This window comes from Pseudomaricurvus hydrocarbonicus (genome assembly GCF_011602365.1).
Classification (GTDB): domain Bacteria; phylum Pseudomonadota; class Gammaproteobacteria; order Pseudomonadales; family Cellvibrionaceae; genus Pseudomaricurvus; species Pseudomaricurvus hydrocarbonicus.
This window is the reverse complement of sequence record NZ_JAAONZ010000019.1, coordinates 70,672-91,849: the sequence shown is the minus strand read 5'-3', so window position 1 is coordinate 91,849 and position 21,178 is coordinate 70,672. Positions and strand designations below refer to the sequence as shown.

General features: G+C 56.5%; 16 protein-coding genes. 5 read left to right on the top strand and 11 right to left on the bottom strand.

Annotation, left to right across the window (positions count from 1 at the left end; all coding sequences use genetic code 11):
* Window positions 1-114: 114 nt before the first annotated feature.
* Genes G8770_RS19610 through G8770_RS19600 form a run of 3 tightly spaced genes read right to left on the bottom strand, consistent with a single transcriptional unit; the run spans window position 115 to window position 5,983 of the window.
* Complete coding sequence (locus G8770_RS19610; RefSeq protein WP_167191058.1) at window positions 115-3,549, bottom strand: transglutaminase family protein; 3,435 nt, start codon at window positions 3,547-3,549, stop codon at window positions 115-117.
* 35 nt (window positions 3,550-3,584) lie between these two features.
* A complete protein-coding gene (locus tag G8770_RS19605) occupies window positions 3,585-4,520 on the bottom strand; it encodes an alpha-E domain-containing protein (RefSeq protein WP_208022386.1) in 936 nt (311 codons plus the stop codon).
* Window positions 4,517-5,983 carry a circularly permuted type 2 ATP-grasp protein gene (locus G8770_RS19600; RefSeq protein ID WP_167191055.1) on the bottom strand — a complete coding sequence of 489 codons (1,467 nt, stop codon included), beginning with the start codon at window positions 5,981-5,983 and terminating at the stop codon, window positions 4,517-4,519. Before G8770_RS19600 ends, G8770_RS19605 begins: the two co-directional genes overlap by 4 nt.
* A 516-nt stretch (window positions 5,984-6,499) precedes the next feature.
* Between G8770_RS19600 and ybaK the strand changes: the two genes are divergently transcribed.
* Window positions 6,500-6,970, top strand: coding sequence for a Cys-tRNA(Pro) deacylase (gene ybaK, locus G8770_RS19595; RefSeq protein ID WP_167191052.1), 471 nt, complete (start codon window positions 6,500-6,502; stop codon window positions 6,968-6,970).
* Window positions 6,971-7,367: 397 nt separating this feature from the next.
* Here the strand turns inward: ybaK and G8770_RS19590 are convergent, their stop codons facing one another.
* Window positions 7,368-7,592, bottom strand: coding sequence for a hypothetical protein (locus G8770_RS19590; RefSeq protein ID WP_167191049.1), 225 nt, complete (start codon window positions 7,590-7,592; stop codon window positions 7,368-7,370).
* 243 nt (window positions 7,593-7,835) lie between these two features.
* On the opposite strand from G8770_RS19590, the gene cfa reads away from it, so the two are divergent.
* A complete protein-coding gene (cfa, locus tag G8770_RS19585) occupies window positions 7,836-8,996 on the top strand; it encodes a cyclopropane fatty acyl phospholipid synthase (RefSeq protein WP_167191046.1) in 1,161 nt (386 codons plus the stop codon).
* 172 nt (window positions 8,997-9,168) lie between these two features.
* Here the strand turns inward: cfa and G8770_RS19580 are convergent, their stop codons facing one another.
* The 7 genes from G8770_RS19580 to G8770_RS19550 all read right to left on the bottom strand — a co-directional run bounded on the left by G8770_RS19580 (window position 9,169) and on the right by G8770_RS19550 (window position 15,516).
* Window positions 9,169-10,173, bottom strand: coding sequence for a cytochrome d ubiquinol oxidase subunit II (locus G8770_RS19580; RefSeq protein WP_167191043.1), 1,005 nt, complete (start codon window positions 10,171-10,173; stop codon window positions 9,169-9,171).
* Window positions 10,170-11,567, bottom strand: coding sequence for a cytochrome ubiquinol oxidase subunit I (locus G8770_RS19575; protein WP_167191040.1), 1,398 nt, complete (start codon window positions 11,565-11,567; stop codon window positions 10,170-10,172). The genes G8770_RS19580 and G8770_RS19575 overlap by 4 nt, the downstream gene beginning before the upstream one ends.
* Window positions 11,568-11,735: 168 nt before the next feature.
* Window positions 11,736-12,278 carry a GbsR/MarR family transcriptional regulator gene (locus tag G8770_RS19570; protein ID WP_167191037.1) on the bottom strand — a complete coding sequence of 181 codons (543 nt, stop codon included), beginning with the start codon at window positions 12,276-12,278 and terminating at the stop codon, window positions 11,736-11,738.
* 264 nt (window positions 12,279-12,542) lie between these two features.
* Entirely contained in the window at window positions 12,543-12,977 is a 435-nt protein-coding gene (locus G8770_RS19565; protein ID WP_243760583.1) for a hypothetical protein, read from the bottom strand.
* A 278-nt stretch (window positions 12,978-13,255) separates the two neighbouring features.
* A complete protein-coding gene (locus G8770_RS19560; protein ID WP_167191034.1) occupies window positions 13,256-13,825 on the bottom strand; it encodes a CBS domain-containing protein in 570 nt (189 codons plus the stop codon).
* 51 nt (window positions 13,826-13,876) lie between these two features.
* On the bottom strand, window positions 13,877-14,308 hold the full coding sequence (locus G8770_RS19555) for a hypothetical protein (RefSeq protein ID WP_167191031.1): 432 nt from the start codon (window positions 14,306-14,308) through the stop codon (window positions 13,877-13,879).
* Between the two features lie 296 nt (window positions 14,309-14,604).
* On the bottom strand, window positions 14,605-15,516 hold the full coding sequence (locus G8770_RS19550; RefSeq protein ID WP_167191028.1) for an outer membrane protein assembly factor BamD: 912 nt from the start codon (window positions 15,514-15,516) through the stop codon (window positions 14,605-14,607).
* 563 nt (window positions 15,517-16,079) lie between these two features.
* On the opposite strand from G8770_RS19550, the gene rluD reads away from it, so the two are divergent.
* The 3 genes from rluD (at window position 16,080) to clpB (ending at window position 20,997) form a co-directional block, all read left to right on the top strand.
* Window positions 16,080-17,027, top strand: coding sequence for a 23S rRNA pseudouridine(1911/1915/1917) synthase RluD (rluD, locus tag G8770_RS19545; protein ID WP_167191025.1), 948 nt, complete (start codon window positions 16,080-16,082; stop codon window positions 17,025-17,027).
* A gap of 3 nt (window positions 17,028-17,030) precedes the next feature.
* Window positions 17,031-17,879: a purine nucleoside phosphorylase YfiH/LACC1 family protein gene (locus tag G8770_RS19540; RefSeq protein WP_341771178.1), complete on the top strand. Its 849-nt coding sequence runs from the start codon at window positions 17,031-17,033 to the stop codon at window positions 17,877-17,879.
* Window positions 17,880-18,339: 460 nt separating this feature from the next.
* Window positions 18,340-20,997 carry an ATP-dependent chaperone ClpB gene (gene clpB / locus G8770_RS19535; RefSeq protein ID WP_167191023.1) on the top strand — a complete coding sequence of 886 codons (2,658 nt, stop codon included), beginning with the start codon at window positions 18,340-18,342 and terminating at the stop codon, window positions 20,995-20,997.
* Window positions 20,998-21,178: the final 181 nt, after the last annotated feature.

The window sequence follows — 21,178 nt, the reverse complement described above, 5'->3', positions numbered from 1 at the left end:
GTGCACCCCCCAGAGCAATTCATTTAACCACATTCATTCAATCAGTGTGGCGGTTCATTCGGCCCGCATGGCTATTTCATTTAATCCGCGGGGCGATTCATTCAGCCAGCGGGGCTATTCATTCAACCAGCGGGGCTTGCGCCGCAGGTCCAGGGTGTACGGGTATTCATCCGGGGACTCCTCGGGCGGTGGTGCCATGGGGCGCGGCGGGTGGTTGACCGGAAAAAACTCCCGCAAAGCGTCCACTTCCGGTTTGGGGGTATAGGGGCCGGGAGTGTGGCTGAGCTGGTCAAACCGGTTGCCGCGACGCGACTCCGCTTCAAAGGCATTGACCGGAAAGGTGTCGTAACTGCGACCACCGGGGTGGGAGACGTGGTAGGTGCAGCCGCCGATAGAGCGGCCGTTCCAGGTGTCAATGACGTCGAACACCAGCGGGGTGTGCACGCCCAGGGTCGGGTGCAGACCAGAGGGCGGGGCCCAGGCTTTGTAGCGCACGGCGGCGACGCATTCGCCCTGTCGGCCAGTCCCTGCCAGCGGCACGCGACGACCGTTACAGGTCACCACATGGCGACCTTCGGTCATGCCGGTCATTTTCACCTGCAAGCGCTCCACCGACGAATCGACATAGCGGGCGGTGCCAAAACTGCCGCTCTCCTCACCCAGCACATGCCAGGGCTCCACGGCCCAGCGCAGTTCCAGCTCCATATCGTCCAGTTTGGTGCGACCGTAATGGGGGAAGCGGAATTCCTCAAACGGCAGTAACCACTCCAGCTGGAACGGGTAACCGTGCTCGTTGAGGTCATCGACCACGGCTTTCATGTCCTGCCAGAGGTGGTGAGGCATCATAAAGCGGTCGTGCAACTGGGTACCCCAGCGCACCAGCGGTTTGTTGTAGGGCTCTTTCCAGAAGCGCAGCACCATGGTGCGGATCAACAGGGCCTGCACCAGGGCCATGCGGCTGTGAGGCGGCATTTCAAAGCCGCGAAACTCGAGTATCCCCAGTCGCCCTGCGGGCCCGTCGGGGGAATACAGTTTGTCGATACAGAATTCGGCGCGGTGGGTGTTGCCGGTAATGTCGATCAGCAGGTTGCGCATCAGGCGGTCGATCAGCCAGGGCTGTTCGGACAGGCCTTCGGGCATCTGCTGGAAGGCGGTTTCCATCTCATAGAGTATTTCGTCGCGGCCTTCGTCGGCGCGGGGGGCCTGACTGGTGGGCCCGATAAAGGCCCCGGAAAACACGTACGACAGGCTGGGGTGATGCTGCCAGAAGGTGACGAAACTGCGCAGCAGGTCCGGGCGCCGCAGTATTGGGCTGTCGGCCGGGGTCTTACCGCCCAGGGTGATGTGGTTGCCGCCCCCGGTACCGGTGTGGCGGCCATCGAGCATGAACTTTTCCGTCGCCAGACGGGATTCCCGGGCGGCGGCGTAGAGCTCCTCCATATTGCTGACCATTTGCCGCCAGTTGTCGGCGGGGTGGATGTTTACCTCAATGACCCCTGGATCGGGGGTGACCAGCAGTTTTTGCATGCGCGGGTCGCGCGGCGGCTCGTAGCCTTCAATGATTACCGGGGTGTTCAGCGCCTGACAGGTTTCTTCAATCGCGGAGACCAGCTCAATGTAATTTTCGAGGCTGTACACCGGCGGCATGAACACGTACAGACGGCCTTCACGGGCTTCGACGCACAGGGTGGTGCGAATCACCGAGCGCAGCAACGGATCTGTCTTTTTGACTTGGTCGCGCTTGGTTTTGTCTTTTTGGGCGTCGTCGGCCGAGGCTTTTTCGTCGTCGCTGGCAACAGCGTCTTCAATGGCGGTGAGCACTTGCGCGACGACCACGGGTGACGCCGGGAAGCTTATGGCTTCCCGCTTCTGCAGCGGTTGCCGGGGTTCAAACGGGTCTCGCTGCGGGGGCAGTTCGGTTTTGGCGGAATAGGGCAGATCGTCCAGCGGCAGGCGCAGGCCGATGGGGGAGTCCCCGGGGATCAGGGTGAGGCGGTCACGGCGGGTTTCCCACAGGCAGGTTTGCCAGTTTTGAGCGATGGAATCCCACTCCAGTGGCACAATGTATCCGGAGGGTTTTTTCAGCGTGCGCTCTAGAATGCTCGCCAGCCGTGCACGTTCAGAGCCGCTTTTGGCGTTGGCGATGGCGTTGTCGATGTTGGTGGGCAGTTTCCGTTCCTGCAGCAAATAGTGCAGGGCATCTTCATAGACCGGCTGCACGAAGTCTTTTTTGACACCCAGCAGTTGCGAAATGCCGCACATGAGTTTTTTGGCGTGCTTGATGTCGTAGCCGTAATCTTTGTCTTTGCGGGCGAGTAAGGCCGGGTTTTTCCACAACGGCTCGCCGTCTTTGCGCCAGAAAATACCCAGCGCCCAGCGCGGGATTTCTTCCCCGGGATACCACTTACCTTGTCCGTAATGCAGCAGGCCGTGGGGGGCAAAATGATCCCGTAACTTCAGCTGCAGGGTGTTGGCGAGACTGAGTTTGTGCGCCCCCAGGGCGGCGGTGTTCCACTGCTCGGATTCCATGTCGTCAATGGAGACGAACGTTGGCTCGCCGCCCATGGTCAGACGCACATCCAGTTCTTCCAGTTCTTTATCCACCTGGTCGCCGAGGCTGAGGGCTTCGGCCCATTGATAGTCGGTGTAGGGCTTGGTGACGCGGGGGTCTTCGAGAATGCGGGAGACTTCGTTGCTGTGTTCGAACTCCACCTCGCACTTGTCGGTAAAGCCCTCAATGGGGGCCGCGGACACCGGGTCGGGGGTGCAGGCCAGGGGGATGTGGCCTTCACTGGCAAACAGACCGGAGGTGGGGTCGAGTCCGATCCAGCCGGCACCGGGCAGGTAGACTTCGCACCAGGCGTGCAGGTCGGTAAAATCTTCAGCGGCGCCACTGGGGCCATCCAGCGACTTTTCGTCCGGCTTCAGCTGCACCAGATAACCCGAGGCAAAGCGTGCGGCCAGGCCCACATACCGGAACAGCTGCACCAGCAGCCAGGCGGAATCGCGGCAGGAGCCTACGGCCAGTTGCAGGGTTTCTTCCGGCGTTTGTACACCCGGTTCCATGCGGATGGCGTACTCGATCATGTTTTCAATTTTCTGGTTTAACATCACCAAAAAATCGTTGGTGCGACATTTTTTCAGCGGGATGGATTTCAGCAGCTGGTCAAACAGCGGACCGTGTTCGCCCTTTTCGAGATAGGGTTTAAGTTCTTTTTTCAGCTGCTTGGGGTAGCTGAAAGGAAACTCTTCGGCGTATTCATCGAGAAAAAAATCGAACGGGTTGATGACGGTCATGTCCGCCTGGACTTCAACCTCAACGGAAAATTTGGTGGTTTTCTCAGGAAACACCAGCCGGGCGAGGAAGTTACCAAAGGCGTCCTGTTGCCAGTTGATGAAGTGGTTGGCCGGTTCGACTTTGAGGCTGTAGCTGTGAATCGGCGTGCGGCTGTGGGGCGCGGGACGCAGACGGATAGTGTGCGGCGACAGGTTTACCGGCCGATCGAACTCATAATAAGTATTGTGATTCAGTGCAACACGAATGGTCATGTGACAGCTTTCCTTTAGGTTTCCGCAGCGTTAATTCAGTCGTTTGGGAACCAGATGTCCGAAATAATAAAATGGCAGCTGGTCAATAAAATCTGCAGTTGATTTAACGATTCCAGCAGCTCTTCACCGGCGTCGGAAAAATCCACTTGCTCGTCCAGTTTTTTGCTGATTTTCTTCAAATGCTTAATGATCGGCTCTGACTGCGGCAGCGTTCCACAGGAGCTGATAATCGATTGAATGCAGTGGGCAATGGATCTGGGAAAGTGCGGATCGTTGATCAAATAGGGCAGCACTTCTTGTCCCTTTACCGGGCTGCGGGTGGTGCGCAGGTAATACTGAGTGGCGTTGAGGGAACGCAGTACATTGCCCCAGATGACCTGCTGGCTGTTGACCGCGTGGTCGTCATCTTCCAGTTGCAGAATCGCGGTGAGTCCGGCCTCAAGATAGCGGATGGTCATGTCGGCGCGTTCGAAGTTGTAGCCGATGCTGAAAAATTCCCACGAGGCCACGTGCGGCATGGTGCCGAACAGCAAGCCATTGATTTGCAGGCAGCCTTTGATCACATCTTCGAGAAATTCATGACGGCTGCGGCGGTTAATGCCGAGCTCCAGATTGTCCTGAACATACAGCGTGAGTTCGCAAATCATCTCCCAGGCTTCTTCCGGTACCACGTCGCGGGTGGTGCGCACATTTTCACGCACCGCCGTCAGCGAGTTGATCAGAGAGGAGGAATTGTCTTCATCACCCAGTAAAAACTTCACCACATTGCGCTCTGAACGCACGCTGTAGCGCTCATTATAGGCTTCTTCCAAATCGTTAATGATGATCAGATTGTACCAGCTGAGTTTGACGGTTTTGGGTAAATCCAGCAGCAGGGTTTCATAAATGCTGACCAGCCGGGCGGTGTTTGCGACACGCTCCAGATAGCGTCCTGACCAGTAAACCCTCTCGGCGACGCGCGATAACATCATGCTTTACCCTCCGTGCTGGTGTCGACAATCCAGGTGTCTTTACTGCCACCGCCCTGGGAGGAATTGACCACCAGCGAGCCCTTGACCATGGCAACCCGAGTCAGTCCGCCGGTGGTGACGTAGCTGGTTTTGCCCTGCAGAACAAAGGGGCGCAAATCCAGGTGGCGCGGCTCCGGGGTGTTGTGTTTGCCCACAAAGGTGGGGGCGACAGACAGCGCCAGAGTGGGCTGGGCAATGTAGTTGCGCGGGTTGGCTTTGATCAGCTGGGCGAACTTGTCGCGCTCTTTCTGGGTTGAGTGCGGGCCGATGAGCATGCCGTAGCCGCCGGATTCGTTGGCCGGTTTGACCACCAGCTTGTCGAGGTTGGCCAGCACGTGGTTGCGCTGTTTTTCGTCGTAACACAAAAAAGTTTCGACATTGGAGATGAGCGGGTCCTGATCCAGGTAGTATTTGATGATGGCCGGCACGTAGGCATAGACCACCTTGTCATCGGCGACGCCGGCGCCCGGGGCATTGGCCAGGGCCAGGTTGCCGGCTTTCCAGGCGCGCATAATGCCGGGTACGCCCAGTACCGATTTCTTGTTGAACACTTCCGGGTCGAGAAACAGGTCATCAATGCGGCGGTAGACCACGTCCACCCGCTCCAGACCGGCGATGGTTTTCATGTACAGGCAATCATCGTCCTGCACCACCAGGTCGCTGCCCTCGACCAACTCTGCGCCCATTTTTTGGGCAAGAAAGGCGTGTTCAAAATAGGCCGAATTAAAGATGCCGGGGGTCAGTACCACCACCACCGGTTTTTTGATTTTACGGGGTGACAGGCTACCGAGCATTTCAAACAAACGCTGTGGATAGTCGCCCACCGGGGCAATGTCGACCTTTTCAAACACTTCCGGCAACACCCGTTTCATGATGGAGCGGTTTTCCAGCATGTAGGAAACCCCAGAGGGCACCCTCAGATTATCTTCCAGAACGTAAAATTCCCCGTCCTTGTCACGCACCAAATCGGTGCCGCAAACGTGCGCCCAGACCCCAAAAGCGGGAGACATGCCCTCGCACTCCGGTCGGTAGTTGACGGATTGCTTGAGGACGAATTCGGGAATAATGCCGTCCTTGATAATGTTCTGTTCGTTGTAGAGGTCGTCGATGAACATGTTTAACGCTTGCAGGCGCTGTTTTAAACCGGCATCGGTTTTGTCCCACTGGGGTTTGGAAATAACTCGGGGAATGATGTCGAAAGGCCAGGCCCGGTCGATGTTGCCCTCGTCAGTGTAGACCGTGAAGCTGATGCCCATTTCTTTGATGGCCAGCTCGGCGGCGTTAACACGTGAAGAAATGTCTTCGGAATTCAATGACTTAAGATATGAAAAGAGCTTTTGAGCGGGCTTGCGGGGGTTCCCCGGGCTGCTGATGATTTCGTCATAGAAGTCACCGACGGGGTAATCATTCCACGCTATAGACATAGTTGAGGTACCTTGCGCTTGAAAGTGCGGATGGGAGCGGGCAACACTGAAGTTATTGGCCTTAAGTTGCCCGAGCAGGTTGCAGGACGGACGAGATCAAAAATATTCTGACTGGGTGCTGTCTTAACAAGCATTGGCAAACCGCGATACATCCTATTTATGTCTTTCATCCTTTGGAACAGAGTAACCTGCAATTGAGCTAGCAGTTAACATACCAATATAGCTTAAACTTTGGACGCATTGGGTTTATTAGTCAATTAAGCGTTACACAAATGTGGCCAACACTAGCCGACGAGTGTTTCACAATTGTGATTGTGAATGTGCTAACGGCAGCGCCGGGGTGGTCTCAAAAATCACCGCCGTCGGTGTTAACATGCGCTGGCAGTTCAGGCCGCACCTTTGGTCGTGCAGACCGCACCTCCTTGGCAGAGCCAGCGTAACACGGTCATCACAAAGGTGAACAGGACGAGGATGGTATCAACATGAGGATGCTGACAAGATGAAGGCGCAAGCAACATGACTCCGGGCATTAACGTTGCGAAACAACACAAGATTGAGCATCGGGTGCACGAGTATCAACACGATCCCGGGAGCGAATCGTATGGGCTCGAAGCCGCTGAAAAACTGGGGGTGGATGTACGGCAGGTGTTCAAAACACTGGTGGTGCAGCTGGATGGTCGGCAGCTGGCGGTCGGGGTTGTGCCCGTGGCCGCGAAGTTGAATATGAAGTCCATGGCGCGCGCCTGCGGGGCAAAAAAAGCGGCCATGGCGCAGCGGGGCGATGTGGAGCGTTCCACGGGGTATATTCTGGGCGGTGTGAGCCCACTGGGCCAGAAAAAAGCGTTGCCCACCATGATTGATCGCTCGGCGCAGGGGTTGGCCACGGTGTTTGTCAGTGCCGGGCGGCGCGGTCTCGAAATTGAACTCAGCCCTGACGATTTGAAAACGCTGGTGCGTGGCGATTTTGCGGATATCGCCCAGTCATAACGCCCGACGGGTAAGGCAACGGCGTCGCTGGCGAGCGGCGCGCCAGATCGGTCAAGAGCCCTCGCCTCGGCCAGAAATCATCACCCATAGTCTATGCTGCTTAGGAGCCTTGGGCGCTTGCCGGAGGCTGCGGTAAACCTTCTGCCAAGGGCTGTCGCCCTGCCGGGGCGCTGACTCCGACCCAAAAGGACATGATGATGACGGCTGTGATTCCATCCGCTTCCACGTCGACCCTGGCGACTCGACTGGTCATCGCTGTCTGCCCATGGCGCTCTCTGTGCGCGATGAAATGGATCCCTGGCCTGGCCGGTGGGCGCGTCGAATCTACGCACCGGGCACGGGGGGCGTGCAGCCACCGACATTGCCCTCCAGGCCGCTGTCGCCTAAAACCATGCCGTCACAATCCTTGCCGCAACGGCCGTCGCATAACCTCCCGCAGCAGCGCCCCCAACATCTGCAGGAGCAGCGTCTGCAACAATTGAATCGGGCCAATACGGCCAGGCAGATGGGCATGCAACGTCAACACATACAGCGCCAACAGCTTCAGCATCAGCAACTCCAGCGCCAACAACTCCAGCGTCAACAGCATCAACAACAACAGCATCATCAACAACAGCATCATCAACAGCAGCGGCAGTAATGGGGAAGGAGGGCGATTCGAGCGGGGTGCGCCATTGGTGTGACACCCTGGCGGCGTTACCCGTTAACGCGCTGTCGTCAAAATCCTGTTGTTCAGGAGTGTCTATACTGAAGAGGTGGGTGCAAGCCTGTCCCGAGCAGTGAGAGGGCGTGATGGAGGTCGATGCTCACCCGATGGTCCCATGACCGGGGATTTCGAACACCAACAGTTTGGGGAGGCGCAGCGATGCGAGACTCTCATTTTGTTCACGACACATCTTTTTACAATCCGAGCTCGTCGTTACACCGACAGCTGCAAGCACTTTTGCTGCAGGCCGACATTCGCATTGATGGTGACCGCCCCTGGGACATGCATTTCAATGCGGAAGGGGTGCTGGAGCGAATCAGCGCCTACGCCAACCTGGGCTTGGGTGAAGCCTACATGGATCGCAGCTGGGATGCGGACAAACTGGATCAGTTTTTTTTCCGGTTGCTGCGCGCCAATCTGCAGAAGCATTCACACCCCATGACGCTCCTTATGCAGGGATTGCGCAACCGCTATTTGAACCTGCAAACCTATAAACGCGCCTGGCAAGTGGGTGAGCATCACTACGATATCGGCAATGATTTTTACCGTGCTATGTTGGATGCGCGCATGACCTATACCTGCGGCTATTGGCGCAACGCCCGCAATCTGGACGAAGCCCAGGAAGCAAAACTGGATTTGATCTGCCAGAAACTGCACTTAAAGCCCGGCATGCGATTGCTGGATATCGGTTGCGGCTGGGGCAGTTTAATGGGCTTTGCCGCAGAGCATTATGGTGTCTCGTGTGTGGGTATTACCATTTCCAAAGAGCAGGCCCGCTGGGCTGAAGAGCGCTATAAGGGCTTGCCGCTGGAATTTCGGTTGCAGGACTACCGCCAGCTGAATGAGCGTTTCGATTGCATCGCCAGCATCGGCATGTTTGAGCATGTGGGACGTAAGAATCACCGCACCTTCATGGAAGTGGTGCATCGCTGTTTACCGGAACAGGGATTGTTTCTGCTGCATACCATTGGTCGTAACCATCGCCATGGTGCCGCGGACCCCTGGATTGATAAATACATTTTTCCCAATGGTGATTTGCCGTCAGTGGGGCAAATTGGCGACGCCGTCGACAACCTGTTTGTGACCGAAGATCTGCATAATTTTGGCGCCGATTATGATAAAACCCTGATGGCCTGGCATCGCAATTTTGAAGCTGCCTGGCCGGATTTTTCCCGCCAAATGGGCGACCGCTTCTATCGTATGTGGCGCTACTACCTGTTGTCCTGCGCGGGTGCCTTTCGCGCCCGTAATGTTCAGTTATGGCAGTGGGTGTTTTCGAAAGAAGGGCTGCACGGGGGGTATACCCGGGTAGCACAGTGAGCGGTGCAGCAGGCCGATCGATTGCCGGGCAATCGGCCTGTTCCGCTTGGTGGCCGTGCAGTTTTACTGCCGGTGCCTTTTAATGACTGAATTTCTTGATGACTGATTTTTTAATCGCACACTGTCCTCATAAAAAAGGTCTTAATGAAAAATAATGTCATGAAAACATGGCTTAATGATAGTGCAGCTCTGTCGCCTTGCCGTGGAAAATTTTATAAGACAACGCGGTGTACATCAGAATCACCGGGATCACCACAATCGCACCCCATAAAATAAACATCAGCGATTTCGGCGCACTGGCCGCTTCCCAGATGGTCATTTGCCCAGGCACAATGTCCGGGAAAAAACTGAACGCGAGGGCACTGAAACACAGCACAAAAATGCCGATCACCATCACGAACGGCAGCCAGCAGTGTCGGTCTTTTGCTTTCGGCAACCGCGCCAGCAAAATGTCGTTGAAGATAAACGCAAAAAAGCACAGGGCCGGAATCAAGAGCACAAACATCACCAGCGGAAAATCAAACCAGCGATTGAAGACTCCCGGGTTGACCAGTGGGTTGACCACGGAAACGGCAATCACACCGGCAAAGGTGGCGCGGCCACTGTTGCGGGTCCAGCGCACGGCTTTTTCCTGCAATGCGCCCTCGGTCTTCATGATCAGCCAGGCGCCGCCGATGTAGCTGTAGGCGGCGGTCACCCCAAAGGCCGAGAGAATGGCAAACAGCTGACTCATCCAGTGAGTTTGAAAACCCATCACGTACATGCCCAGCATGTAACCTTGTGAAAAGGTGGTGAGCAGTGACCCGAATTTAAAGCAGCGATCCCAGGCCAGTTTGTGATCGATGGCGGCTTTGGCGCGAAAGTCGAAGGCGACACCGCGCATGATCAGCCCAATCAGCATGACGGCCACCGGCAAATACAGGTTGGTCAAAATCACACTGTGCGCTGCCGGGAAGGCAATCAGGATCAGGCCAATGGCCAGCACCAGCCAGGTTTCATTGGCGTCCCAGAACGGGCCGATGGAGGCGATCATGGTATCGCGATGGGGCTCGGCCGGGCTGTCCATGGGCAGTAAAATACCGACGCCCAAATCGTATCCGTCCAGAATGGCATAGACCACCACCGCGAGACCGGTCAGTCCGACAAAAATTATGGGTAACCAGTGTGCATCGTTCACAGGTTTGCTCCTTGGTTGACGGGGCGAGAGTTCCCGGAGATTGTGGTAGGGCTTAAAGTGCTGTCGCCGGTCGGTGATTGGGTTTCAAACTCCTCCACAGTGACCGACTTGCGAGCCATCAGACGCAGCGTGTGGATGTAGGCCCACAATAAAAACGCGTAGACGATCAGGTACATGGCCAGTGACAGGCCCACGTGGCTGGCCGGTGTTGACGTGACGGCGTCGGCGGTCAGTAACACGTCGGTGACTAACCAGGGCTGGCGTCCGGTTTCGGTGACATACCAGCCCGCCAGCGTGGCCACCCAGCCAGAAAAGGTCATCCAGCTGATGAGTTTCAGCGCGAAAGGCGAGGCTTCACGCTGGCCGCGAACCTGATAACACCCAAACCAGGCGACGCACCACATCAACATGCCCATACCGACCATAATGCGGAAGCCGTAGAAGACCGGTTTGACCGGCGGGTGGTTATCGCCAAATTCGGTCAGGCCCTTAATTTCGCCATCGATGTCGTGAGTCAGGATTAAACTGGCGAGTCCGGGGATGCCGATCTCAAAATGGTTGGTTTTGTTTTCCTCATCGGGAATGGCAAACAATAACAGCGGGGCGCTTTTTTCGGTGTGCCAAACAGCCTCCATGGCCGCCACTTTTTGCGGTTGGTGCTGCAGCGTGTTGAGGCCGTGGAAGTCACCCAGCAAGGCCTGGGTGGGCGCGAGAATGGCGGCGATGACCAGGCCGGCTTTGAGGGCCAGGCGCGGCGCTTTTTTGGTGTCGCCCTTGAGGATCCGATAAGCCGAAATACCAGCCACAAAGAACGCCGCGGTGAGCCCGGAAGCCACTAGCATGTGAGCCAACCGGTAGGGGAAGGACGGGTTGAAAATCACATCCCACCAGCTGACCACGTGCACCACGCCATCGATCATGGTGTAGCCGCTGGGGGTCTGCATCCAGGAATTGAGCGCGAGAATCCAGAACGCCGACAGCGTGGTGCCGACAGCGACCATCAGGGCGGAAAACGTATGGACTTTACTGGGGACCCGGTGCATCCCAAACAGCATGATACCGAGGAAGGTGGCCTCCAGGAAAAACGCCGTGAGTACTTCGTAACCCAGCAGCGGACCCGCGACATTGCCGACGGTCTCCATGAAGCCGGGCCAGTTGGTTCCAAACTGAAACGACATGGTGATGCCGCTGACCACACCGATTGCGAAGGTCAGTGCCAGCACTTTGACCCAGAAACGGTAGGCTCGCATCCACACCGGGTTGTCGGTCTGGTCAAAGCGTAACTTAAAGAAAAACACGAACCAGCACAGCGCAATAGTGATGGTGGGAAACAGAATGTGAAAGCTGATGTTGGCGGCAAATTGCATGCGTGAAAGCATGAGCGTGTCTAGCATGGGGGTACCTCTGAATACAGCGGGTGTGGCATTACTGCAGGTTGGTGTCGATCAATGACCTCGCGGGCAAAGACGTCGGTGTGCAATCAGGAACGTTCTGATGTAAAGATTCTGTGTTAAAGCAAATCCCCCCAATGACCCGTGATCATTGGGGGGATTTGAGCGGCTTTAGGACACCTTTTTCTTGGCACCAAAGTTCAGCACCTTGCTGACGCCGCTGCCCATACTCATCAGTGTTTTTAAGCGCTCCGGGTTCATGTCGTGGAGTGCGTTGGCGAACGTATTCAGTTGCTCCAGCAGGTCGTATATCTCCTGCATTTTTTCCTGGGTCTGAGTCTCGTTGTGGGTCTGCGGGGTCTCCAGTAACTGTTGGCGCAACAGCGTCAGGGTTGGATCGAGTTCGCGTTTGCGCCGCTCTTCAAACACCACGCGAGCCATATCCCAGATGGAGCCGGCCGGGGTGAAATATTCCTTGCGGTCACCGGGTTGGTGTTGACGTTCAATCAATCGCCAGGCTTGCAATTCCTTCAGCCCCATACTGACATTGCCCCGGCTGATATGCAGGGCTTGCGCCAGTTGATCGGCGTTCAGGGGTTCCGGGTGGATGGTCAGTAAAGCCAGAATTTGTCCCACGGTGCGATTAAAGCCCCAGCGACTGCCCATTTCACCAAAATGGAGAACCAGTGCCTGGCTGCTGTCAGAGAGAATCATGAAACAAACCTTTAATACTTTCAGAAATTTCTGAAAGTATTAAAGGTTTGTTGTTTTATGTCAAGAATCATTTCCCGGCAGGCCGCTGCGGCTGAACTTGGCGGAGCTCTGTTCAGCCGCGTTTGTTGAGAGCACAGGCCCTGTGTTTGATGACAACCACTGGCCGCGGTCAACCGGCGGTCAGTGGTTTATGCTGGCGGTGAGAAGAGGCCCGAGCGCAGCGTGTGACAGTGCCGCGCCAATAAGGCGGGGGTACGCCGAGGTTCAGGCGTCGGCAGAGAGTTTGGCGGCCGAAGCGGAAGAGGTGGCTTCGGTTGGTAACCGGGTTGCAGGCACCCACAGGCGATTTTTTGTAGCGTACAACCAGGTCAGCAGACCAACGACCAACACCGCGGCCGCGCACACCCATTCAAACTGATCGCCCAGAAGTTCACGGTATTTTTTCGACCAAAACAATGCGAAAAAAAAGTGAGCTGTCAGTAACAGGCCGCACCAAAAATTCACCCGTTTTGCCCACGCCGCCTGATGCAGGCCGTACCAGGCCAGATTGCCCAGTAGCACCGTCAGCACCAATAGCACGGTAGGGATAATATAGTGCTGACCGAGAATAAAGGTTTGCAGCACCGCCACGCCCACAATGACCGCTAACGCAGCCATGAACCAGTCCAGGGTATTGCTGAAATTCAGAGTTTTTTCCATGGTTTAAAGCCTGTTTTTCTGACGATCTGCAATATTACTGGTATCCCGGTAACAAAGACCAGTAGAAACTGGAAAGGTGGGGCGCAAGATCAGCGCGCACTCTGGGGCTGGCCGACTGTCGGGGAAGCCGCCAGCGCGGGTGACCGGGTTGAGAGGTGTAGCGAGAGCCGAAGTGAGGCTGAGTTCGACAGCCGCCGCAGGAGTGATGCGGCAAGCCGGCCAGTGGTAATGGCTCGGCTTGCCGCACGGCAGGGAGTTAAGGTATTGAGCTCGTTAAGTTACTTTCGCAGAGCGGTGAACACTTCCTTAAAGTCGTTGGCCCGCGGCAGGGTATCGAGCTGCTTGCCCAGCAGGCGGGCAATTTCTTCCGCGCAAATTAAACCGGTCAGCTGTTCTTCACGGTCGAGCACCAGCAGAAAACGCTGTTTTTCCTTTTCCAGCAGGTCCACCACGTCAGAGACGGTCGCCTGCTTCAGGCGGTCACGTTTGATGCAATGCAGTTGCTGAGCCGTGGTCATTAGATCCTTCACCGTGAGGTCGCTGCGGGAGATGCCCATTGCCGAAGCGGTGGATAACACTTTAACGCTGTTGATGTCGCGCAGGCTGACAATGCCCAGCAGAAAATTGTCGCGGTCTGCGACCAGTTTGAGGTTGGTGTGGCTGTACTGCATGGCGGTCGCGGCATCGTCCACACTCACGCCGGGTGCCAGGGACATTGGCTGAAACACGGTAAAGTCGAGCAGGACGCTGCTGGCTGGACTCGACAGGGTGATGTCGGGTAACTCGTTTTCACGCAAGGATAACCGGTGATCCAGGCGGGCCAGGGGAATACTGTTTCCTAATTTCATAACTGCCTCCATGTGCCGCCTCTGGAGTTGGGGCGGCCGGGGATTGGACGTTTAAAAAATAAATACTGGGGAGTTAGGAGCAGTAAATTCTGGAGGGGCCCGTGCGGCGATGGATCCGGAGAGCGGAGAGGTCGGGTTGGGGGTCAGGTGTAAATAATAGACCCGATAGTGGGGGTTGTGGTTGAGCAGTACGGCCTGAGCTGGCAGGGCATGGTGGGGTTGATCGCTGTTGCCGTAGCCCTCATCGGTTACGTCGGCAGGGTTCAGCCCCGGATTTTCAACACCGGGGGACAGCACTTCGGATTCAACCACCGCGGTGTTGTGGCGGTTATTTTCAAACGCCGCATGAGAGCCGGTGATGATGAGTAACAGCAGTGTGGGCAAGAGCAACCAGCGAGCCCATTGCCCAGCCCGCGCGCACCCCAACGAAGCAGCCGTGGCTGATTCGGTTTTGGCAGTGGCTTGTGGTCGGACTTTTGGCATGAAACGTTGTCTCGGTGTTCTGGCGACGTTGGGTTGTGCCTGGGCTGGATTTGTTGATGGCCGGCGTTAACGCTGTTAATGGTAGATATAAGTCCACGGTGAGCGCATTACAAGGGGTTGTTAAATCTTTACCTGTTACAGCCGGCGATTCGACGTGTGCGGGCTCGGTGTGCCGGGAGCGCTGCGGGTGACGTGTGGGTGTGATGGGGCGACGTCCGGGCACAAAAAAGGCGCTCATGGGAGCGCCTTTCGATGACCTGGGATCAGGCGGTATTACTGCCCTGATGATCTTCCCGTTACACCCCTTCCGGTGGGGCCTGATTTTCTCTGAAATACTCCGGATTGTACTGTTCGCGACTGTCGAACCCGGGAGGGTCTTTCTTGTCAAACAGCCCAAACGTGGCATAGCTGATCCAGGAGCGCTCTTCCAGGCGACCGCTGTGCTGGTAGTTGAACTCGCCATTGCTCTTGAAGGCCGGGTGAGTCGGGTAGTTGGTTTTGAGGGTGGCGAGCGTGTTGGCGGATAAATCATCCATGTCCAGTGCGTGGTAGCTCTGCACCATGACCGCCAGGGCGTCAGGTACCGCCGGTGTTTGCTGGAAGTTTTCCACCACGTAGCGCCCGCGGTTCGCGGCGGCCACCCAGGCGCCTCGCTTCATGTAGTAATTGGCGACGTGAATTTCGTAGCGAGCCAGCAGGTTTCTCAGGTAAATCATGCGCTTACGGGCGTCCGGTGCGTACTGGCTGTTCGGGAAGCGGGCCAGCAGCTGGGAAAAATGCGCGAAGGACTGACGCGCAGCCCCCGGGTCACGCTGGGTGAGGTCGGTGGGCAGAAAGCGCTCGAACATGCCGCTGCCTTCGGTGAACGAGGCAAGGCCTTTCATGTAAAAGGCGTAATCCACGCTGCGGTGTTGGGGGTGCAGGCGAATGAAGCGATCCGCAGCGGCCGAAGACGCCTCATGCTCAAAGTTGCGGTAGTAGGCGTAAATCAGCTCCAGCTGCGCCTGTTCTGCGTAAGTGCCAAACGGAAAGTTCGCTTCCAAAGCCTGCAGGTTGTCAATGGCGGTTTCCCATTGGCGGGCTTTCAGTTGTTGTTGGGCGGCTTCGTAGAAGTCTTTTTCGGTGGTGTATTTCGGGCCTTCATCTTGAGACGAGCAGGCGGCCAGGAATGTCACACTGGCTATAATCAATAGGAGGCGGGCTAGCATAGGTTCGTCAACTCAGTTGGCATGTCGGGTGATTATTGAATGATTATTCACCGGAGCTTGTTTAAACTACCCAGTTATTGCGGGCAGGATGTATTTACCCTGTATTTAACCACAGAGAACTCTCAGACCAAAGGGGCCGCAGCTGAAAGCGGCTGATTTTATTCAGCTTTTCGACCAGCTTTCTCACCGGGCCTCGGCCTTAGCCTTTATACTGGGCGTCTATATTAGGATGAGTCGTCCACGTATTGGGATGAGTCGTCCACGCAGTCTACGTGCAGTTAATCGTCTACGTATGATCCACGCTGGAATTGGGGCCATGATTGGCCTGACATCCCAGTTAAGGCTGATTGGACCACAGTTGCGGAGGTGAGTTCAGCGAACACCGCTGTGGCCAGCATCATTTTTCAGGCAACACCGGAATTTCACATAAGACCGGAATTTCACATGTAAGACTCGAGTTCCGGCAAGACGCGAGTTTCAGGAAAGCCCCGAACTTCAGGAAAGCCCCGAATTTCCAATAGACCTGAAATCAAGACCCCGAATTTAGGATTTAGGCACACTCTATGGCAGAAACACTCGAATTAATCGCGACCGTCCCCGATGAGATGATGGGATCCCGGCTCGATTTTGCAGCAGCAGAGCTTTTTCCGGGCTATTCCCGGTCGCGTATCCAGAGCTGGATAAAGTCTTCGGCGCTTACCGTCAACGGTGAGACAGCCAAGCCCAAGGATAAGATGTTAGGTGGCGAGACCCTCAAGTTATTGGCGGAAATGGAGGAGCAGGGGGACTGGGAAGGGGAAGACATCCCGCTGGATATTGTCTATGAAGACGACCATATTCTGGTGATCAACAAGCCCGCCGGGCTGGTGGTTCATCCCGCTGCCGGCAACCGCACCGGGACCTTGCTGAACGGTTTGCTGTTCCATTGTCCGGACCTGATCAACGTGCCGCGGGCGGGGATTGTCCACCGCCTCGATAAAGACACCACCGGTTTGATGGTGGTGGCCAAGACGTTGGAGGCCCACGCGGATCTGGTGGCACAATTGCAGGAGCGCACGGTCAGCCGTGAGTACGAGGCCATTGTCCCCGGTGTGATGACCGGCGGTGGCAAGGTGGATGCGCCCATGGCGCGTCATCCCCGTCAGCGGCAAAAGATGGCGGTGGTGAGCTTTGGCGGGAAAGAGGCCATCACGCACTACCGGGTGATCAAGCGTTTTGTCGCCCACACACACATTCGCCTGAAACTGGAAACCGGCCGCACCCACCAGATCCGGGTGCACATGGCGCACATCGGCTACCCGCTGGTGGGAGACAGCACCTACGCCGGCCGCATGAAAATTCCCAAAAAAGCCTCGCCAGAGTTGCTGGAGATGTTGAAAAACTTTGGCCGTCAGGCGCTGCATGCCGCACAGCTGGGTCTGATTCACCCGGCCACCGATGAATATATGGAGTGGCAGGCGCCCCGGCCGGACGACATGGCGCAACTGTTGCGCCTGCTGGCGGAAGGCTAATCCGTGACTGTCCGGTCCGAGTCTGCGGCGTTCATTTACCCGGACTGGCCTGCTCCCGCTAACGTTCGGGCGGTGATGACGACCCGCCAGGGGGGCGACAGCCGGCCGCCTTATGACAGCTTCAACCTGGCCTTGCATGTGGGGGATGACCCGCAGGGGGTCGAGGCCAATCGCACTCGGCTCTGCCAGCAACAGGGGGTGTCGGTCGGGCCGCAGTGGCTGGAGCAGGTGCACGGCATCAAGGTGGTCGAGGCTCAGGCGGATGGGTTGGTGCGCACGGCCGATGCCTGCACAAGCGGGGAGCGGGGCTTGGCCTGTGTGGTGATGACGGCAGATTGCCTGCCGATTTTACTTTGTGATCGGGCCGGTACTCGGGTGGCGGCGGTGCATGCTGGCTGGAGGAGTCTGGCGGGCGGTATTGTCCGTGAAACCGTTGCCCGGTTCCAGGCGGGCAGCCAACTGCCGTCTTCCGCGCACGCACCAGCGCCCGCTGATGCTCAAGCCCGTGCCGACGCCCCGGCCGGCGAACTGCTGGCGTATTTGGGGCCGGCCATCAGCCAGTCCCATTTTGAGGTGGGCATTGATGTGCTGGAGGCGTTCTTTGACTCGGCACTCAGTGCTGCTCACGGTGAGGCCATCTCTGCGGCGTTTCGTCCCAGCATCAGTCAGCCGATGAAGTTCCACGCCGATCTCTATCAACTCGCCCGTGCCGAACTGGCGGAACTGGGGGTGGAGCAGGTGTTTGGTGGGCAACACTGTACGTTCGCCGACAGTGAGCGATTCTATTCATATCGACGCGACGGCCAAACGGGGCGCATGGCTGCCATGATCTGGTTGGCTCAGGGTGGGTGATGCGGGTAGTGCGCGCGGTCATGGTGACCGGCTGCTGCATGGCGATGCCTGTCGTCTGATCCCGGCTTGATGTCTTTAGTCTGATCCCCGCTTGTTGATAACCCGATAACGCTTTTTATGACACCTGCTTGGTGACGGTCGTCGTGGCTTGTTCACCGTTAAACCCCCTTGCCAGGCGGTTAATTATCGGGTTTAAGTGCGGTTTTGGCATTTTTGTCCTGTATTTTTTCCGTGCTTGCCTTGATTTCTTTTTCCTTGCCCCCATTTTCCCTGCAGGCGCCATCAAGCTGAACGGCGCCAGTCTATAGTTCAGGAGTGCACTTTAGACTGGGCGCACCTGCAGGGCCAATCCCCTGACGTGCGTTATCTTATTCTTTTACTTTTAATAGCCGCGGCCAGCGAAATCTCGTGCAAAGGCAAACACGCACAGGGAATTCCAGATCCGCCATTGAGGGAAATCATGCGTATTGATCGTTTAACCAACCAATTGCAAATGGCGATGGCCGACGCTCAGTCTATGGCCGTCGGGCGTGACCACACTCAACTGGAACCCGTTCATTTATTGCTGGCGATGCTGGATCATCAGGGCGGCGCGGTACTGCCGCTGCTCAAGCAAGCCGGTTTCGATATGCCGGGCTTGCGCAACGCTCTGGCCATCGCGCTGGAGAATCTGCCGAAGGTGCAAAACCCGACGGGTGATGTGCAAATGTCCGCGGAGCTGGGGCGCTTGCTGAATCTGGCGGATAAAAAAGCCCAGGAAAACGGCGATGCCTACATTTCCAGTGAATGTGTATTGCAGGCTGCGATGAAAGACGGCAGCAGCGCACTGGGTAAATTATTGAAACAGTTTGGTGATCCGAAAAAACTCGATGAAACCATTTTAAAAGTACGTGGGGGCGAAGCCGTGGACAATCCCGATGCCGAAGGCAATCGCCAGGCGCTGGATAAATACACCATTGATTTAACCGAGCGCGCCGAAGCGGGCAAGTTGGACCCGGTGATTGGGCGCGATGATGAAATTCGTCGCACCATTCAGGTGTTGCAGCGTCGTACCAAAAACAATCCGGTGTTGATCGGTGAGCCGGGTGTGGGTAAGACCGCCATCGTGGAGGGGCTTGCACAGCGTATCGTCAACGGCGAAGTGCCCGAGGGTTTGAAAAACAAACGCCTGCTGTCTTTGGATTTGGGCGCGCTGTTGGCGGGTGCCAAATTCCGAGGTGACTTCGAAGAGCGGTTGAAAGCCGTGCTCAACGAGCTGTCCAAACAGGAAGGTCAGATCATCCTGTTTATTGATGAAATTCACACCATGGTGGGTGCCGGTAAAGCCGAGGGCTCTATGGATGCCGGTAACATGCTGAAGCCGGCTCTGGCGCGTGGCGAGTTGCATTGCGTGGGTGCCACCACCCTGGATGAATACCGTAAGTACATTGAGAAGGATGCCGCACTGGAGCGTCGTTTCCAAAAAGTGCTGGTGGATGAACCCACCGAGGAAGACACCATTGCGATTTTGCGGGGACTCAAAGAGCGCTATGAAGTGCACCACGGGGTGGATATCACCGACTCGGCGATTATTGCCGCAGCCAAGTTGTCGCAGCGTTACATCACCGATCGTCAATTGCCGGATAAGGCCATCGATTTGATTGATGAGGCGGGTAGCCGCATTCGCATGGAGATCGACTCCAAGCCCGAAGAGCTTGATCGCCTGGAACGGCGTTTGATCCAGTTAAAAATTGAACGCGAAGCGGTGAAAAAAGACGACACCGAGGCGGCCCAAAAACAACTGGCGCTGTTGAACGAGGAAATTGAAAAAAGTCAGCGCAGTTATTCCGACCTGGAAGAAATCTGGCTGGCTGAAAAAGCCGCACTGCACGGCTCGGTGGAAGTCAAAGCCAATCTGGAACAGGCGCGCCTGGACCTGGAATCGGCACACCGCGCCGGTGATTTGGGGCGCATGTCCGAATTGCAGTACGGCATCATCCCGGAACTGGAGAAGCAGCTGGAGCTGGCCAGTCAGGCGGATATGGTGGATATGCAGTTGCTGCGCAACAGCGTCACCGAAGAAGAAGTGGCCGAAGTGGTGTCCAAGTGGACCGGTATTCCGGTGAGTAAAATGCTCGAAGGCGAGCGTGAAAAACTGTTGCGCATGGAAGACGTGTTGCACGATAAAGTCATCGGCCAGAGTGAAGCCGTGGTGGCGGTCTCCAATGCGGTGCGTCGCTCGCGGGCCGGCCTGTCGGACCCCAATCGTCCCAACGGCTCGTTTTTATTCCTCGGCCCAACCGGTGTGGGTAAAACCGAACTGTGCAAAACCCTGGCAGAATTTTTATTCGACAGTCCGGATGCCATGGTGCGCATCGACATGTCCGAATTCATGGAGAAGCATTCGGTTGCGCGTTTAATTGGTGCGCCTCCCGGTTACGTGGGGTATGAAGAGGGCGGCTATTTGACCGAAGCCGTGCGCCGCAAACCTTATTCTGTGCTGTTGCTGGATGAGGTGGAGAAAGCGCACCCGGATGTGTTCAATATTTTGCTGCAGGTGCTGGAAGACGGTCGCTTGACCGATGGCCAGGGGCGCACGGTGGATTTCCGCAACACGGTGGTGGTGATGACCTCGAACCTGGGCTCAGACGTGATTCAGGATATTTCCCGCAATCGCTCGTTTGATACCATCAGTTTTGACCAGACTGACACGGACAGTGGTGACCTTAATGACAACGACGGTCGTTACGAAGCCATGAAAGCCGCCGTGATGGAGGTGGTGGGTACGCATTTCCGGCCGGAGTTTATCAACCGCATTGATGAGGTGGTGGTCTTCCATCCGCTGGGACAAAGCCAGATTCGCGGTATCGCGTCCATTCAGTTGCAGTTGTTGCACAAGCGGCTGGCGGAAAGAAGTTTGTCGATGGAGATCAGTGACGAAGCGCTGGATTTGCTGGCCAAGGTGGGTTTCGATCCGGTGTACGGTGCTCGCCCGTTGAAGCGGGCCATCCAGCAGTACATTGAGAATCCCTTGTCTCAGGATATCCTGTCCGGCAAGTTTGCGCCCGGCGATGTGATTCTCGCAGAGGTGGAGAATGACCGGATTGTGATGACCAAGGGCGCCCCGGCGGACGCCTAGCCGCTGGTGTGAACCGGGCGTTTGGGCTGGGCTCAGTCGTGCATAGCGCGGCTGAGCCCGCAGGGCCAAACTTGCTCTTGTTAAACGTGTTCCCCCCCACTTGCCTTCCTTAAACGCCACCCTCTTCAAGCTTGCTCCATCCGCAAACGCAGGGGCTGCGCGGATATCCCCTCAGCAATTG

Coding starts and splice junctions, on each gene's coding strand:
- G8770_RS19610 (WP_167191058.1), bottom strand. CDS start 3,549: ATGACCATTCGTGTTGCACTGAATCACAATACTTATTATGAGTTCGAT.
- G8770_RS19605 (WP_208022386.1), bottom strand. CDS start 4,520: ATGATGTTATCGCGCGTCGCCGAGAGGGTTTACTGGTCAGGACGCTAT.
- G8770_RS19600 (WP_167191055.1), bottom strand. CDS start 5,983: ATGTCTATAGCGTGGAATGATTACCCCGTCGGTGACTTCTATGACGAA.
- ybaK (WP_167191052.1), top strand. CDS start 6,500: ATGACTCCGGGCATTAACGTTGCGAAACAACACAAGATTGAGCATCGG.
- G8770_RS19590 (WP_167191049.1), bottom strand. CDS start 7,592: ATGATGCTGTTGTTGATGATGCTGTTGTTGTTGATGCTGTTGACGCTG.
- cfa (WP_167191046.1), top strand. CDS start 7,836: ATGCGAGACTCTCATTTTGTTCACGACACATCTTTTTACAATCCGAGC.
- G8770_RS19575 (WP_167191040.1), bottom strand. CDS start 11,567: ATGCTAGACACGCTCATGCTTTCACGCATGCAATTTGCCGCCAACATC.
- G8770_RS19570 (WP_167191037.1), bottom strand. CDS start 12,278: ATGATTCTCTCTGACAGCAGCCAGGCACTGGTTCTCCATTTTGGTGAA.
- G8770_RS19565 (WP_243760583.1), bottom strand. CDS start 12,977: ATGGAAAAAACTCTGAATTTCAGCAATACCCTGGACTGGTTCATGGCT.
- G8770_RS19560 (WP_167191034.1), bottom strand. CDS start 13,825: ATGAAATTAGGAAACAGTATTCCCCTGGCCCGCCTGGATCACCGGTTA.
- G8770_RS19555 (WP_167191031.1), bottom strand. CDS start 14,308: ATGCCAAAAGTCCGACCACAAGCCACTGCCAAAACCGAATCAGCCACG.
- G8770_RS19550 (WP_167191028.1), bottom strand. CDS start 15,516: ATGCTAGCCCGCCTCCTATTGATTATAGCCAGTGTGACATTCCTGGCC.
- rluD (WP_167191025.1), top strand. CDS start 16,080: ATGGCAGAAACACTCGAATTAATCGCGACCGTCCCCGATGAGATGATG.
- clpB (WP_167191023.1), top strand. CDS start 18,340: ATGCGTATTGATCGTTTAACCAACCAATTGCAAATGGCGATGGCCGAC.